Consider the following 15,304-nt stretch of genomic DNA (forward strand, 5'->3'; position numbering starts at 1 on the left):
GGTCCTTAGGTTCTATTGAAACATGTATGGCAGGAGGTTGGGGCGGCAACAGCGACGGAAGGGCCGGCATCCAAACTTGGTGGTGCAACGCTTGCGATTTTGGGCCATTTCTGGGTTGTGTTCCGCGATGCAGGAACCGATGCTGCAGGGGGTGCGAGAGGATGGCTCTATCTATGTGTCCTATATTTGGTGCAGGATCGAAGCGTTGGCAGCGGGTGGGGTTGGGGCTTCTGTTGATGGCGGCTGGGGTGGGAACCGGCTGCAAGGGGCGCGAGCAGCAGGCTGTGGCGGTTCCGGCGCCGGCTGTTCCAGCGATGAAGCCGGCTCCGTCGACTCCCATCGACACAAAGCGGGAGGAGTTGGGTGGGCCGCGATGGGATCCGCAGTGGGATGTGATTGTGGAGCAGGCTCTGCCGGCGGAGATGCTTTCGACGAAGGTGCCGCGGGATGTGCGGCGGTTCTGTCCGCGGTTTTATGAGTTGGCGGAGGTGGATAAGCGGGCGTTCTGGGCTTACTTCTTCCAGGCTCTGGCGGGAGCGGAGGCCGGCCTGAAGCCGACGACTCGGGTGCGGCATACGGAGCCGGAGGTGGCGGTGACGGATGGAGTGACCGGTCGGGCGGTACGGAGCGAGGGTCTGCTGCAACTGACGTACGAAGATCAGAGGCGCTATGACTGCGACTTCGACTGGGAGCGAGACAAGCAGTTGAAGCCGGACGATCCGGGAAGGACGATTCTGCAGCCGAAGAACAATCTGGAGTGTGGGGTGAATATTCTGGAGAAGCAGGTGATCGAACAGCGGAAACCGCTGCTGTCGCAGTCGGGATACTGGTCTACGTTGAGGCCGGGAGGAGCGAGCTATCGCGTCTTCGCGAAGGAGATGGCGAATGCTCCGGCGGCTTGCGGGGTGCGGGCCGGGGTGAGGCGTGATCGAGTGGCGAAGCGTGTCGCCGCGAAGTAATTCCTTGTGGAGGCGACGGAGTGCGGTTAGGCTGGTCTGGCTGTATCAAGTCGAACAAGATAGGGAGAAGATATGCTGCGGATGAAGGTAGGGTGTAGTTTGGCTGGTCTGATCGTTTCGAGTATGGCTCTGGCACAGGCTCCGGCGGGACCGCCTCCGGTTCCAGGACCGGCGGGTGAGGTGCAACGGAGCTATGCGGCGCAGAAGGACAACATCCTGAAGTCGGCAGAGAAGATGCCGGCGGATCAGTACCAGTACAAGGCGACGCCGGAGGTGCGGACGTTTGCACGGGTGGTCAACCACGTCACCGAAGCTCAGTTTCGCAGCTGCGGGATTGCAAACGGTACGGCTCCGAGCGCGATCATGAAGCCCCCTTCAGATACAGCGGATAAGGCAGCGATCATCGAGGGGCTGAAGGCTTCGTTCGCGGAGTGCGATAAAGCTTACGGCGCCACGACCGATGCGAATTTTGTGGAGTTGCTTACGGCCGGACAAGGCAAGCGTTCGCGAGCTGGGCTGCTGTGGGGCAATGTTTCGCATGACAACGAACAATATTCCGCGCTATCAATGTATCTGCGCTTGAAGGGAATTGCGCCTCCTACCAGCGAAAAGTAACATTCTTTTTGCTTTGAAGGAATGTTGCGAGGGTAGAGTTGTCATTTCTTTAGCATGAGCACATGGAAATGTAACCGAGGGGCACACTTCCGCGTCTTATTGCGAAGGGTAATGATATGGCTTTAGCATCGAGAGCATTTTTATGGACGGGCGCAGTGGTGTGCCTTGGGTTCGCCGTGATCCAATTGATCCGGCCAGAGCTGAAGAACCCACCGGTAACGGCAGAGATACAAGCTCCAGAAGAGGTCCGGCAAATACTGCGGACCTCTTGCTATAGCTGCCACTCCAACGAGACGAAGCTGCCCTGGTTCGACCAGATCGAGCCAGCGTATTGGCTCGTCACGAAAGATGTGAAAAAGGCGAGAAGGCATCTGAATTTTTCTGAGTTTGGAAAGTTGCCAGCGGCACAGCAGAAGGGATTGCTGTTTGAAGCGGTGAATCAGATTCAGATGGGGGCGATGCCCCTGCCCCGGTATTTGAAGGTGCATCCTGAAGCGAAGGTGACGCAGGATCAGGTGGCCGTGCTGCGGAACTATCTGGTTCCGCCGTCGACTGCGTCGGCTGCACCTGCGGCTGCAGCCGACACCACGGCAGGCGATGCTCAGTATGGAAAGTGGATCAAGCAGAGTGAGGGTCCGCTCGAGGTGCAGAAGTCGCCGAATGGCATCGCGTTCCTTCCGGACTATAAGAACTGGAAGACGATCAGCAGCACGGACCGCTTCGATGGTGGCACGCTGAGAGAGATCATGGGGAACGATGTTGCGGTGAAGGCTATTGCCGACAACCACATCAATCCCTGGCCGGATGGAACGGTCTTTGCCAAGGTGGCATGGTTCGAGCAGCCGGATGGGCAGGGCGTGATGCGGACCGGGGCGTTCTACCAGGTGGAGTACATGATTCGGGACAGCAAGAAGTATGCGTCGACCAAGGGATGGGGTTGGGCGCGATGGCGGGGGACCGATCTGAAGCCCTACGGGAAAGATGCGAAGTTCACCAACGAGTGCGTCAGTTGCCATGAGCCTGTGGCAAAGAACGATTACGTGTACACAATGCCGATCGGGGGGCAACAGTGATGAAGATAATTTCTCTCGTGGGGCTCGTCGTATTGTCGAGCGCGGTAGGTTGCTCCAAGCCGAATCCAAGGGTGGAGACACGGTTGAATGAGGACGCGAGGCTGATGGGTGAGCTGACCCCGAATCCGATGCAGGGCAAGGTAATTACGTCGTGGGTGGATAAACGCGATTCGACGATGTCGACGCTATATGGCAACGACGCTGCAGTGAACTATGCGCGAAGGAATGCGGAGATGAAGTATCCGGCGGGATCGGTGGTCTCGCTGGTGACGTGGAACCAGCAGGAGGATGGGCGCTGGTTCGGAGGGAAGATTCCGGCGACACCGAAGTCGGTGGAGGTGGTGTCGGTGGGAACTGGGTACTCGTACCAGCGGTTTGAGGGTTCTCCATTGAAGAGAGTGGAAAACACGGAAGGAGCGGCTCCGAATGAGCGGGCGGCTTATCTTCTATCGCAGCGAGCGGCTGTGCTGCCGTAGCTCACTGCTTGAGCTACCAGCTGAAGCCTCCTGATGGCGGCGGCCATGTTTGATGGAGTTGGCGGAGCAGGACGATTCGGGCAAGGTGGTAGGAGTTGTGGGCGACCAGGCTGATCAGTTGGTCACGGATGGACATGACACGGGTGGCGGTGTCGGGGCGGGAGGGGCAGCTGACGAGCTGATCTAGTTTGGCCTGTGTCGTTCGCTGCGGCTGCAGCTTCTTCTCCGGCCTGGAGGAAGCGATGACGGAGTGCTTCGAATGTTTCGGGGGTGGGACTCTCGGTAGGAGGGAAGCCGTCGGCAGGCTTTGCGGGGAAGGGTGTCTCGATGCCACGAATCCAATCCAGGGTGACCTGTTGCCAGAAGGCAAGGTGCCAGAGTTCTTCGTAGATGGTGTGAGGGATGTTGGGGACCTTGCGATGGGCTAGTTCTTCGGAGATGCCTTCGAGGATGTGGAGTGCGGGGGCTGCCGCACTGTCGCCGATAATAGCCAGGGCTAGTTCAGTCATGGGGTTCCTATTGCCGTGGATTGGGATGTCGCACTGATGCCAAACTGCGTCTTATTTTACGGAATGAGAGTGACATGCCGGTGGAGGTGAGTGCGATGAGCGATCCGTACGATCTGGAGCGGTTTGTAAAGGCGCAGGCTGGAGTATATGAGCAGGTCTGCGCCGAGTTGCGCGCGGGACGTAAGCGGAGCCACTGGATGTGGTTCATCTTTCCGCAGATTCAGGGGCTGGGCAGCAGTCCGATGGCGGTGCGGTACGGGCTTTCTTCGCTGGAGGAGGCTAGGGCTTATCTGGGGCATCGGGTGCTAGGGGCTCGGCTGCGGGAGTGTACGACGATTGTGCTTGGCGTGAGTGGCCGAACAGTAGGAGAGATCTTTGGGGCTCCGGATGATTTGAAGTTTCACTCGAGCATGACTTTGTTTGCGCAGGTCGATGAGGGTGGCGGTTTATTTACTGAGGTGCTGGAGAGATATTTTGATGGGAAGTTGGATCGTGGGACTTTGGCTCGAGTGAGGACCGGGGTTGAATAGAGACAGGTAGGGCGTTAGGAGTCCTATCTGTGGTAGGCTCATGCTGTGCCGCTTAAGAGAAGGTTGCGGAAGGTCATCGATGAGATCAATTCACTCCGGTGTACGGCTGGGCCTGGAGTGATTCGAGAAGAGATTTGGGAGGACGAGGCAGGCAAAGTGGCTCGTTACAACCTTACGTTTATCAACCATTTTCTGACCCAAGTCGATAATGGCCGGGTGCTGGGCTATGACAATAGCCACGGTTATCATCATCGGCATTTCAAGGGAGCGGTCGAGCCGTTTCGCTTTGAGAGCTATGAGGTGTTGTTGGACCGATTCCTCCATGAGGTCAGGGTGCTGCGAAAGGAAAAGTCATGAAGTCGACTGGCATGAAACTGACGATCAGAGCAGATGGCTTTGAAGGCTGGGCGAAGCGCGCGCGGGTGCGGGCGAAGAAGCTGGATCGCGGCGAACGTTTGGCTCCGGAGATGACGATCAATTTCGGGTCTGCGATGGAGATGCTGGAAGTATTGACGGTAGAACGGATGCGTCTGCTGGAGACGACGAGGATGCAGGCATTTTCGGTGACTGGGCTAGCGGCGGCGCTGAAACGTGATCCTAAGTCTGTACGGCGGGATGTGGCGAAGTTGGTGCGTTTCGGGGTGCTTCGAACAAGAGAGGAGATTAATCCCGGACATGGACGAGTGAAGATTGTAGAGCCGGTGGCGCAGCGTGTTGAGATGCGGGCTAGTTTTTAGGGTTGTTGTAAGAGAGCGGTTCGCTTCGCGAACGCCCACCTTACGACGATGAGACTGCCGCGAGGGTGGGCACGCAGTGAGACCGTATGAATACTCATTGGCCGACTTATTTTTCGTACCAGAAGGTGCCGCACAGGTCAGTTGAGTTCTGCATTGCGTCTACGGTCAGGGGCGGTGTCTTCTGTCCTGCGAAGAAAGCAACTTTCAGGTCTCGTCCCGACACGTAGGTGATCATCCACTGCGTATCCTCGGCGCCGCAGAGGCTATTGTGGCGCAGGAACTTTTTGGCGGCGGGTATATTCAGCCGGTATAAGCTGCCGCTTCCTGCTGCATTGCTGTCCGCATCGAAGGCGGCGCTGATCTCTGCTTTTTCGAGGCTGCGGATCCGGGCTATGGTGAAGGACGAAAAGTTGATGGTTATCTTTTGGTCCGACAGTGCAATATCGCCGGTGATGGACTGGGCGGTCGAACTCACTGGATGCCAGTTTCCTTTTTCCTGGGCTACGACTGGGAGGCAGCAGGTCAGCAACGATCCTAGGATTGCTCTTCGTAGATTCTTATTCATCTCGTCTTCTCTTCTTCCGTAAAGGTAAATCAGGGATAGATGCGGTTGAGGGTGCGGGCGAAGGGGATGGTCTCGCGGACGTGGTCGAGCCCGCAGATCCATGCTACGGCGCGTTCGATGCCCATGCCGAAGCCGCTGTGTGGGACGGAGCCGTACTTGCGCAGGTCGAGGTACCACTGGAAGGCGTCGAGGGGTAGGTTGTGGGCTTCGATGCGGGATTTGAGGAGATCGTAACTGTCTACGCGCTGGCTGCCGCCGATGATTTCGCCGTAGCCCTCGGGGGCGAGGACGTCGACGCAGAGGGCCTTGGAGGGGTCGAGCGGGTCGGGCTGCATGTAGAAAGCCTTGATAGCCGCTGGGTAGCGGTGGATCATGACGGGCTTGTCGAACTGGCTGGAGATGTAGGTCTCGTCGGGAGAGCCGAAGTCGTCGCCGTCTTGGTGGCGTGTCTCGATGAGGCCCTTGGCGAAGGCGTCTTCGAGCATCGCGTGGGCTTCTTCGTAACTCAGGCGAGGAAATGGGCCGCGCTCCCCGGCGGGCGTCGGCGCGACGACGGCTTCCAGCTTTTCAACGTCGCGGCCGATGACCTTGAGGTCGGCGCGGTGTTGGGCGAGGACGGTGGTGACGATGTGGGAGATGAAGCCTTCGGCTAGCTCGAGGAGGCCGTCGAGTTCGAGGAAGGCTACTTCAGGCTCGATCATCCAGAACTCGGTGAGGTGGCGGCGGGTCTTGGACTTTTCGGCGCGGAAGGTGGGTCCGAAGGAGTAGACCTTGCCGAGGGCCAGGGCAGTGGCCTCGATGTAGAGCTGGCCGGACTGGGTGAGGTAGGCCTTGTCGTCGTCGAAGTAGTCCATCTCGAAGAGCTCTGAGGTGCCCTCACACGCGTTGGGCGTCAGGATGGGTGGATCGGTGCGGATGAAGCCGTTGGTGTCGAAGTACTCTGCGGCGGCGCGCATGATGGTGGCGCGAACGCGGAGGATGGCGGACTGGCGAGGGGTGCGGAGCCAGAGGTGGCGGTGCTCCATGAGGAAGTCGACGCCATGCTCTTTGAGGGTGATGGGGAATGGAGTCTCGTCGGGGACGCGCTGGAGAACTTCGATGCCTTCGACGTCGAGCTCGAAGCCGCTGGGGGCGCGGCTGTCGGCGCGTACCTTGCCGGTGACGATGACGCTGGATTCGAGGGTGAGGTTCTTGAGGGTCTCGAAGACCTCTTCGGGGACGGCAGCTTTGGGGACGATGCCCTGGATGGTGCCGGTGCCGTCGCGGAAGATGGGAAAGAGCAGCTTACCCGAGGCGCGCAGGTTGTAGAGCCAGCCGCGTAGGGTGATGGTCTGGCCTTCGTGGGCGGAGAGGGAGGCAATGGTAGCGACAGGGCTAAGGTTCGACATGACTCTACGAGTCTACTAAAGCGTCTTCAGTGGCGTGGATTTGGGCGGGGTGAGGGAAGGCTTAACACCGATTTGGTCTTGGTTGTTGGGAGGTAATGCGGGTGGTGACGGGTGCTAGGACTAACTTGCTTTTTCCAGGAGGATGCGTTGCTGGAGGAGGGTGACGAGGGCGCGCTCTTCTTCGCGGAGGGCGTGTTCGTGCTCGGCGATCTCCTTGTCGAGTTTGCGCTTTGCGGAGGCGATGGAGTCGCCGTCGAGGTAGGCCTCGAGGACGACGGGGTGGACGTAGCACTTGCGGCAGACGGAGGGGGTGTTGCCGAGACGGTTGGCTACCGACTTGATGGCTTGCACGATGTTGCGTTTGGCTTCGGTGGGCGAGGCGAAGGGCTCGAAGGCGTGGAGGAGGTCGCAGGCGAGGACGGAGCCGGCCCAGGTGCGGAAGTCTTTGGCGGTGAAGTGCTGGCCGGTGATCTCCTGGAGGTATTGGTTGACGTCGGCGGAGTCGATGCTGTGATGGGTCCCGTCGGGGTCGAGGTATTGGAAGAGCTCGTAGCCGGGAATGTCGGAGCAGCGTTTGACGATGTTGGCGAGACGGCGGTCCTGGAGGTTGATGGTGTGGTGGATGCGGCTCTTGCCTTGGAAGGTGAAGGTGATGTTGGAGCCCTGGACCTCGACGTGACGGTTGCGCATGGTGGTGAGGCCATAGGATTTGTTGGCGCGGGCGTACTCCTCGTTGCCGACGCGGATGAGGGTTGACTCCATGAGGCTGACGATGGCGGCCAGGACCTTCTCGCGGGGCAGGTTAGGGAGCTTGAGATCCTGTTCGACACGTTGGCGGATGATAGGGAGCGCCTGGGCGAAGAGCGTCATGCGCTCGTACTTGGTCTCGTCGCGGACCTCTCGCCAGCGGGGATGGTAGCGGCTCTGCTTCCTGCCGCGGGCGTCTCGGCCGGCGGCCTGGAGGTGCCCGTTGGGGTAGGGGCAGATCCAGACGTCGTTCCAGGCGGGCGGGATGACGAGGGACCTGATGCGGGCCAACGTTTCCGAGTCACGGAGGGGTTTATTGTCCGGGGCGGTGTAGCGGAAACTCTTGCCGTGGCGATGGCGTTGGATGCCAGGTTTGGTGTCGGATACGTAGCGCAGCCCCGCGGCCTTGGCCGATTCGGCGGGGTCGGTGATGAGCTCCGGGGTCGGGATGGGGCTTCGCGAGGGCTTGGGTTTCCTGCTGGGCGCGGACATGAATGGGTGAGATGCGAGGAGAGGCTTCGCGGTTTTAGCGTGATGTGGCAGAGATCAAAGCCGGCCTAGGAGCTTTGGAGCTGATCAGTGAGGCGGAGCTGGTGATCGAAGGTAGCGGAGGCTTTCCGAGTGACGGCGTCGGCGGTCTCTTCGAGCTCGTGGGTGATTTCGAGGATTGCGGGGATCTTGGCGGGCAGAGTGTCGAGGTGGCGGGCTATGTTTTGCCAGTCGATGGTCTCGGGGGTCTTCTCGGAGGTCTCAGCGGGCCAGAGGTGCTCGTCCTTCTGATGCGCGGCGCCGTGGTTGTCGTGAAGATGAAGGGCGGCGATGCGGGGCCTTAGGAGCTCGATGGCTGCGTCGATGGCGGGGGTTCCGCCGCTGAGATGGGCGTGGCCGAGGTCGAGGGCGACGCCTACGTTGTCGAAGTGGCCGACGCGGAGGATCTCAAGGAGATGCTCAGGGGTGGTGACGTCGTTCTGGAGGTTTTCGAGCAGGATTTTGACGCCAAGCGGGTGGGCGAAGGCCTTAAGATGCTCGATGGCGGTGAGGGAGTTCTCGAGCGCACGGAGGTTCCAGGGGTCGCCCTTGAGGCCCAGGTGTAGGGTGAGGGCGGTGAAGGGGATCTGCTCGGCGGATTCCAGGGCGCGCTTGACCTCGTCCATGGCGTCGATGCGGCGGGACTTCTCCGGGTCGATCAGGTTGAGGGTCGGGGAGACGTGGCGGGACCACTGGCTATCCATGTAGAGCGGCTGGTGAAGCGTGGCCTGAACGCCAGCGTCGCGGAACCATGTGGCCAGGTCGCGGACGATGGAGCGGTCGGTGTAGTCGAAGTGGTGGCGGGCAGCGAAGACTTCGATGACGGGGCTGCCGTAGGGAGCGAGGCCGCGGATTATGGCGTCCAGAAGGCCGGGGTGCAGGCGCTGCTGGAGGAAGACGTGGGTAGAGAGACCAGGTTGCATCTTTACTAAAAGTACAACATTGGAAGGTATTTTGATGAGCGGACTGGAAGTCATCGAAGGCGGGTATGCTGCTACGAGGAGAATTCAGGATGAATTATCGGGCTTTAGGACGAACGGGGTGGAAGATTTCGGAGGTTAGCTTTGGGGCGTGGGCGATAGGAGCGGATTGGGGCGATGTCTCGGATGCGGACGCAATGGCGGCGCTGCACAAGGCAGTGGATTCGGGCATCAACTTTCTGGATACGTCGGATACCTATGGAAACGGGCGGAGTGAACGCCTGATTGCGCGGCTAAAGAAGGAGCGGAGCGGCGAGGAGATCGTCGTCGCGACGAAGATGGGGCGGAAGCTGCCGAAGCAGGTCGTGGAAGGGTATAGCGCCGCAAACCTGGCGGGATGGGTCGAGGAAAGTCTAAGGAATCTGAATACGGATTGCCTGGACCTGGTGCAACTGCACTGTCCACCGACCGATGCGTACTACCATCCGGAGATCTTTGGGGCGTTGGATGGGCTGGTGAAGGCGGGGAAGATCCGGTTCTATGGGGTGAGCGTGGAGCGTGTGGAGGAGGCGCTGAAGGCGATCGAGTACGAGAACGTGCAGACGGTGCAGATCATCTTCAACTGCTTCCGGCAGAGACCGGCGGAGCTCTTCTTTGAGCAGGCGAAGAAGCGGCAGGTTGGGATTCTGGCTCGTGTGCCGCTCGCGAGCGGGATGCTGACGGGAAAGCTGACCAAGCAGTCACAGTTCGCGGCAGATGACCATCGCAACTTCAACCGGCATGGAGAGAGCTTCGATATGGGCGAGACCTTCTCGGGAGTGGACTATGACGTCGCGCTGGAGGCGGTGAAGGAGCTGCGTGCGCTCCTGCCAGAAGGTATGACGATGCCGCAGATGGCGCTGCGGTGGATCCTGATGTTCGATGCGGTGAGCTGCGCGATTCCGGGAGGAAAGAAGCCGGAGCAGGTGGCGGACAATGCGCGGGCTTCGGATCTGCCCGCGCTGTCAGATGCAGTGATGGAGGGAGTACGGCGAGTCTACGACGCGAAGGTGAGGGAGCTGGTGCATCAGCGCTGGTAGTCTTTACTCGGCGAGCTTGAAGATGCGGATCTTGACGAGGCGGGCGATGGTGAGGTCCTGAGGGCTTGAGCCAAAGCCTCGGGATTTCATGGCCTGGATGAACTCCGGGGTGACCTTGAAGATTCGCATCTTGACGAGCTCTTCCAGGGTTGGATCGTAGCCCATGGCGCGGATCTGGCGGACCTCTTCGGGATTGACGCCGTGAATCTTCAGTTCGACGAGCTTCTTCGCGGATGGCGTCGGATAGCCGAGCGCGCGGATGCTTTGGACGAAGGGCACGTCGACGTGGAAGATGCTGAGCGAGGCGAGGTTCTTCGCGTCGATGTCTGAGACGCCTTCCTTTTGCAGGGCCTCGATGGCGCCGCCTTGGACGTGGAAGAGGGCATAGGTCTGGAGGTTCTGCGAGGTGATGCCTTGGATGCCGAGCTTCAGGAGACGGGTGGCGAAGGCTGCGTTGGGGGTAAAGGTGAGGTCTCCCGAGAGCTTGAAGTTGTGGATGGAGCCGGAGCATGTGAGGGTTCCGGCCTCGGCGGTGAGGACGGCGTTGATGTGCGCTCCGTCGCGGCCGAGATCGGTGACGACGAAGCCGGAGAAGGACTCGAAGGGCTGCTGCATCTCGTCGGTGTGGCAGTCGCGGCGGGCGTCGCGATTGCTGCGGTCTTCGGCCTCCTTCGGGCAGGTGCCGCGTTCGAGGCGGACCTCGAACCGGTCGGAGCTGGTGGAGACGGCGATGGCACAGTTGCCTTTGAGAGTCTCAAAGGTCTGAGCGGGTGAGGATACGGCGCCGAAGACGGCGAGGAACGTAGCGACGAGCAGGCGGCTAGGTTGCATCATTTTTCTCCCTCCCTGCGAGGATGCGTGGGCGGATCTCTATTCAATTTTTGGAGCGGTGGTTATCTTCTGGTGCTTTCGTCTTCGAGCAGACCCGAGGTTCGGAGTTGAACCAGTTTTTTGATGGTCAGAGGAGATAGGCCGAGTTGTTTGGCTCGGGCGATGAAGGCGTCGTCGATGTGGAAGATGCGAAGTTCGACGAGCTCTTTGACGGTGACGTCAGGAAACTGCTGCTTGGCAGTGCGGGCGAAGTCAGGGGTGATGTTCTGAACGCGGAGCTCGACTAGTTTTTTTGTCGGAATGTTGGAGAAGCCCGCAGCCTTCATTCCGGAGATGAACTCGGGTGTGACGTGGAAGATGCGGTAGGAGATGACGTCCTTGAAGCACTCAGGCTTGATGCCCGCGGCTTGCAGCTCCGTGAAGTATGCAGGAGTGACGCCATGGATCTTCAGGGCGATGAGGTCGTCGACGCTGGGTTTTCCGAAGCCGACCTGCGAGAGGTCATGGGCGAACTCCGGGGTGATACCGTGAATCTTCATGGCCATGTAGTGGTCGAGATCGGTGTCGTAGCCCGCAGCGCGCATCTGGGTGATGTAGTCGGACTTCGAGCCTGAGGCTTGCGTTGGTGCGGTCGCCTGGTCTGGATCTACATCAAGAGCCGGTGCAGCCGCTGGGCTGGGAAGCGCACGCGCTGTGCTGAGTGGCGCGGGAGATGCCAGAGGAGCGGGTTCTGCGGTTGGAGCCTCCAGCGCAGGCGTTGAAGCGGGAACGGTGGCCTTTGCGGCTGCGGCGAGCGGCGCTGTTGTTGCGGCCATTGCGGGGGCGGCGATCGCTGTCTTCGAGGCTGTGGCAAGGCGTTGTGCCGTGGGACGAAGGCTTGCCAGGACCTGCGGGAGTGGCAGCAGGAAGAGGGCGAGAGCGGCGCAGACGCCGAGGATGGAGAAGGGTGCGATGTCGCGGGGCGAGGTTGTCGACTCGAAGGGCTCGGCCTCCGCTTCGCCGAGGATGCGGGCGATGCGCGAGCGGAGGGTGAAGCGGGTTTGGTGACCATCAAGAGCGAGGGCGAGGGGGAACTCGGCGTTTGGGGTGCGAAGGTCGAGGTGCTGGCTGCGCTGCTCTTCGAGGAGGTAGAGCGCTGTGGCGTAGGTCACAGGATCGGCGCAGGCGATGGCGATGTCGTCGCAGCAGAGCTCGCGCTGCTGTCGGAGGTTGGCTCCGACGTACCAGACAGCGGGGTGGAAGAAGAAGAGTGTCTCGATCATGGTCTGGAGGATGTTCCAGAGGTAGTCGGCGCGGCGGATGTGGGCGAGCTCGTGGGCGAGGACGGCCTCAAGCTGCTCGGGGGAGAGACTGGTCAGGGCGGACGCGGGCAGGAGGATGAGCGAGCGGAACATGCCTACCGCGAGTGGGCTCGCGATGCGGGTGGAGAGACGCAGAGCGACGCGGCTTTGGATGCCGATGCGCCGGGAGAGCAGGGCGAAGCGGGCTGCGAGCTCCGGCGGGACCTGCTGGATGGCAGTGCTGCGGAGGCGCTGGATCAACCACCAGCCTCCGATGGTGCGGACGGAGAGGGCGAGGACGCCGAGCATCCAGAGAGCGTCGAGCCAGGGAAGGAGGCTCTCCGCGCGAGGTAGAGCAGCTATGATCTCGGAACGTAGCGCTGTGGTGGAAGCTGCGTCGGCCTTGGATGGGGAAGGCGTCGCGTCTTCCGCCATGATGTCGCTTGTTACGGATTGGGTTGCAGCCAGCGATGCGGTGCGCTGGAGGCGGATCTCTTCGTAGGCAAAGGTGCTGGAGGCAGCGGCGAACATGCCGAGCATCGCGACGAGGGCGAAGAGGTATCGCGTCTGGCTGCGAGCCTGTTCGCGGGTGCGGGTGAAGGAGAGGTCGATTGCCTTGTAGGCGAGCGCGATGGCTGCGGCTTGCCAGCAGAAGTGAATGAGCGTCCAGCCGAGGGATTCGAGATGGTGGGCTTGGTTGAGTTGAGGGATCATCACTTCTCCTTCTGGTCTTTCTTTCGTTCGATGAGTTTACGGATTTCCTGCAATTCGTTGGAACTGGCTGGCTGCATGGCGAGCGCGTGCATGGCGAGCTGGGCGGCCGATCCGGCGAAGAGGCGCTGCGAGAGGTCGCGGAGAAGCTGGCTCTGCGTGTCCTCCTGAGAGGCAGTGGCGCGGTAGAGGTGCGCTTTGCCGGCGACGGTGCGGAGGACGAGACCCTTTTCGGTCATGATCTGCAAGGTCTTGAGGACAGAGGTGTAACCGAGGGCGCGTTCGCGGCTTACGTCGTCGTGGATCTCGCGGACGGTCGCTTCTCCTCTGGCCCAGAGCGAGGTGAGGATCTCGAGTTCGACCTCGGTGGGCTTGGGGAGACTGTGGTGCAGGTGGTTCGTCGGCTTCATGAGAAGAACCTATACGAAGGTGTTCGTAGGTGTCAACGAAAATCTTCGTAGATGGGGAATTATTTTCGATGGCCGGGAATCCGTCAGAATGGAAGACATGCTCTCCGGCTCGACTCCCGAAACCATCTACACCCAGCGCCTCGCTCAGGCTCACGAAGCCCAATCTCACCTCAATCAGCGGGATCGGCGCTTCATTACTGCCAAACTCCTCGCGGGCGGTGTCATCCTTGCCCTGATCTTCTGGTCCTTCAAACATCCTGCCCTCCTCCTTATGGCACCGGTGATCGTCGTGCTTATCTTTCTCTTCGTCGCGCACGAGAGAGTCCTCAAGGCGCTGCGTTTTAACCGTCAGGTCGTCGCCTTCTACCAACGTGGCATCGCCCGAGTCAACGGCAAGTGGCAAGGCACGGGAGAGTCCGGCGACGCCTTCCTCGACCCGCTTCATCCTTACGCCCGCGACCTCGACCTCTTCGGCTCTGCGTCGCTCTTCGAACTGCTCTGCACTGCACGCACACGCGCTGGCGAGTCGACGCTGGCTCGATGGCTGCTCGCCCCTGCCTCCGTCGAAGAGATTCGTCTTCGTCAAGCTGCCGTGGCCGAACTCACTCCATTACTCGATCTGCGGCAGCGCCTCTTCACGTTTGGCGATGACGTCCGCCTCGGAGTCCATCCTGAGGCCCTCTCCCATTGGGGAGAATCTGCCAACCGCAGCATCACTCGACAGACTCGCCTTTCGGCGATGATCTTGTCGGTGCTCTGGCTCGCCAGTTTGGCTGCCCTGGCCATCACTGGGCGCGGCACGTTCGCCCTCGTCACGAGCCTTATTAACCTCGGCTTCAGCTTTCGTCTCCACGGTCGTCTCAACCAGACCATCGAAGCCGTCGAGAGAGCCGCACCCGATATGAAGCTTCTCTCTGAAGTTCTCCACTTCATCGAGACGCAGTCCTTTACTGCACCGAGGCTCACCCAGCTCCAAGCTACTCTGCAACGCGAAGGCGTCCCTCCATCCGCCGCTATCCGAAGGCTGAGCCACATCGTCGAGTCCCTGGAGTCCCGCCGCAACCCCTTCGCTCTCGCTCTGGATCTCTTCATCCTTCGCAGCACACACCTTGCCTACTCTGCTGAGCAGTGGCAGCAGGAGTTCGGGCCTGCTATTCGCACATGGCTTGCAGCCGTCGGCGAGCTTGAGGCGCTTGCTGCTCTTTCCAACTATGCGTTTGAGCATCCCACCGATACCTTTCCTGCACTTGTTACGGCTCCTCGTCCCATCTTCGAAGCCACTGCGTTCGCGCATCCTCTACTGCCTGCTACCGCTGTTCGCAACGACCTTCGTATGGGGAGCGATCTTCAGCTCGTCATCGTCAGCGGGCCCAATATGGCGGGCAAGAGCACCTTTATGCGCGCCATCGGCGTCAATGTGGTGCTGGCGCAGTGCGGAGCGCCTGTGCGCGCCGAGCGCTTTGTGCTCTCGCCGCTGGCTGTTGCCGCCTCCATCTGCATCCTCGACTCGCTGCAGGGCGGTGTCTCGCGCTTCTACGCGGAGATCAATCGGCTCAAGCTGATCTCCGATCTTACTCAGCTTTCCACGCCGGTCTTCTTCCTGCTGGATGAGCTGCTCTCTGGCACTAACTCTCACGATCGCCTGATCGGGACACAGTTCTTCGTGCAGAGCCTGCTGAAGCATGGAGCGATCGGTATCGTCACTACGCACGATCTTGCTCTCACGCGTATTCCCGAGGCCATCGGACCGCAGGCTATCAACTGCCACTTCGAAGACCACATCGAGGAGAACGCCGATGATCGGTCTGTGCGGCTTCACTTCGACTATAAGCTTCATCCTGGCGTCGTCCAGACCAGCAATGCGCTGGAACTGATGCGCTCTATCGGCCTCGATGTAGGCCGCGGGTGATGCTGAGCTAGAATCGGTGCGTTGGGCTCGCGTCGTG

The 15,304-nt window shown here is 60.4% G+C and carries 17 protein-coding genes; 9 read left to right on the top strand and 8 right to left on the bottom strand.

From position 1 onward, the window contains the following. Window positions 1-173: 173 nt before the first annotated feature. The 4 genes from HB393_RS04585 (at window position 174) to HB393_RS04600 (ending at window position 3,123) form a co-directional block, all read left to right on the top strand. Window positions 174-959 (top strand): hypothetical protein, encoded by a 786-nt coding sequence (locus HB393_RS04585; RefSeq protein ID WP_213803965.1) that lies wholly within the window; start codon window positions 174-176, stop codon window positions 957-959. Window positions 960-1,031: 72 nt separating this feature from the next. After that, window positions 1,032-1,574, top strand: coding sequence for a DinB family protein (locus HB393_RS04590; protein WP_213803966.1), 543 nt, complete (start codon window positions 1,032-1,034; stop codon window positions 1,572-1,574). 116 nt (window positions 1,575-1,690) lie between these two features. Next, window positions 1,691-2,647 carry a heme-binding domain-containing protein gene (locus HB393_RS04595; RefSeq protein ID WP_213803967.1) on the top strand — a complete coding sequence of 319 codons (957 nt, stop codon included), beginning with the start codon at window positions 1,691-1,693 and terminating at the stop codon, window positions 2,645-2,647. Continuing rightward, entirely contained in the window at window positions 2,647-3,123 is a 477-nt protein-coding gene (locus HB393_RS04600; RefSeq protein WP_213803968.1) for a cytochrome P460 family protein, read from the top strand. The genes HB393_RS04595 and HB393_RS04600 overlap by 1 nt, the downstream gene beginning before the upstream one ends. 122 nt (window positions 3,124-3,245) lie before the next feature. On the opposite strand, the gene HB393_RS04605 is transcribed toward HB393_RS04600, so the two are convergent. Beyond that, entirely contained in the window at window positions 3,246-3,632 is a 387-nt protein-coding gene (locus HB393_RS04605) for a DinB family protein (protein ID WP_213803969.1), read from the bottom strand. A gap of 74 nt (window positions 3,633-3,706) precedes the next feature. Here HB393_RS04605 and HB393_RS04610 point away from each other — a divergent pair, with 74 nt between their 5' ends. The 3 genes from HB393_RS04610 (at window position 3,707) to HB393_RS04620 (ending at window position 4,899) form a co-directional block, all read left to right on the top strand. Next, complete coding sequence (locus tag HB393_RS04610) at window positions 3,707-4,162, top strand: DUF1810 domain-containing protein (RefSeq protein ID WP_218623882.1); 456 nt, start codon at window positions 3,707-3,709, stop codon at window positions 4,160-4,162. Window positions 4,163-4,225: 63 nt separating this feature from the next. Further along, window positions 4,226-4,519, top strand: a complete 294-nt coding sequence (locus HB393_RS04615) for a DUF6516 family protein (RefSeq protein WP_213803970.1) — start codon at window positions 4,226-4,228, stop codon at window positions 4,517-4,519. Continuing rightward, a complete protein-coding gene (locus HB393_RS04620; protein ID WP_213803971.1) occupies window positions 4,516-4,899 on the top strand; it encodes a hypothetical protein in 384 nt (127 codons plus the stop codon). Before HB393_RS04615 ends, HB393_RS04620 begins: the two co-directional genes overlap by 4 nt. 106 nt (window positions 4,900-5,005) lie before the next feature. On the opposite strand, the gene HB393_RS04625 is transcribed toward HB393_RS04620, so the two are convergent. The 4 genes from HB393_RS04625 to HB393_RS04640 form a co-directional block, all read right to left on the bottom strand. Next, window positions 5,006-5,374: a hypothetical protein gene (locus HB393_RS04625; RefSeq protein ID WP_345945029.1), complete on the bottom strand. Its 369-nt coding sequence runs from the start codon at window positions 5,372-5,374 to the stop codon at window positions 5,006-5,008. 119 nt (window positions 5,375-5,493) lie between these two features. Then, window positions 5,494-6,852 carry an asparagine--tRNA ligase gene (asnS, locus tag HB393_RS04630; RefSeq protein ID WP_213803973.1) on the bottom strand — a complete coding sequence of 453 codons (1,359 nt, stop codon included), beginning with the start codon at window positions 6,850-6,852 and terminating at the stop codon, window positions 5,494-5,496. Between the two features lie 120 nt (window positions 6,853-6,972). Continuing rightward, complete coding sequence (locus tag HB393_RS04635) at window positions 6,973-8,091, bottom strand: DNA topoisomerase IB (protein WP_213803974.1); 1,119 nt, start codon at window positions 8,089-8,091, stop codon at window positions 6,973-6,975. Between the two features lie 65 nt (window positions 8,092-8,156). Then, window positions 8,157-9,050, bottom strand: coding sequence for a sugar phosphate isomerase/epimerase family protein (locus HB393_RS04640; protein ID WP_213803975.1), 894 nt, complete (start codon window positions 9,048-9,050; stop codon window positions 8,157-8,159). Window positions 9,051-9,139: 89 nt separating this feature from the next. Between HB393_RS04640 and HB393_RS04645 the strand changes: the two genes are divergently transcribed. Beyond that, window positions 9,140-10,126: an aldo/keto reductase gene (locus HB393_RS04645; protein ID WP_213803976.1), complete on the top strand. Its 987-nt coding sequence runs from the start codon at window positions 9,140-9,142 to the stop codon at window positions 10,124-10,126. A gap of 3 nt (window positions 10,127-10,129) precedes the next feature. On the opposite strand, the gene HB393_RS04650 is transcribed toward HB393_RS04645, so the two are convergent. Genes HB393_RS04650 through HB393_RS04660 form a run of 3 tightly spaced genes read right to left on the bottom strand, consistent with a single transcriptional unit; the run spans window position 10,130 to window position 13,358 of the window. Beyond that, the gene (locus HB393_RS04650; RefSeq protein ID WP_213803977.1) at window positions 10,130-10,960 is read right to left on the bottom strand and encodes a hypothetical protein; all 831 of its coding nucleotides are present in this window, start codon (window positions 10,958-10,960) and stop codon (window positions 10,130-10,132) included. Between the two features lie 59 nt (window positions 10,961-11,019). Next, window positions 11,020-12,951, bottom strand: coding sequence for a M56 family metallopeptidase (locus HB393_RS04655; RefSeq protein WP_213803978.1), 1,932 nt, complete (start codon window positions 12,949-12,951; stop codon window positions 11,020-11,022). Then, window positions 12,951-13,358: a BlaI/MecI/CopY family transcriptional regulator gene (locus HB393_RS04660; protein ID WP_213803979.1), complete on the bottom strand. Its 408-nt coding sequence runs from the start codon at window positions 13,356-13,358 to the stop codon at window positions 12,951-12,953. Before HB393_RS04660 ends, HB393_RS04655 begins: the two co-directional genes overlap by 1 nt. An 88-nt stretch (window positions 13,359-13,446) precedes the next feature. Between HB393_RS04660 and HB393_RS04665 the strand changes: the two genes are divergently transcribed. Beyond that, entirely contained in the window at window positions 13,447-15,267 is a 1,821-nt protein-coding gene (locus tag HB393_RS04665) for a mismatch repair protein (RefSeq protein ID WP_213803980.1), read from the top strand. The last annotated feature ends 37 nt before the right edge of the window (window positions 15,268-15,304 follow it).

This window comes from Granulicella sp. dw_53 (assembly GCF_018449545.1).
In the GTDB taxonomy this organism is placed as follows: Bacteria; Acidobacteriota; Terriglobia; order Terriglobales; family Acidobacteriaceae; genus Edaphobacter.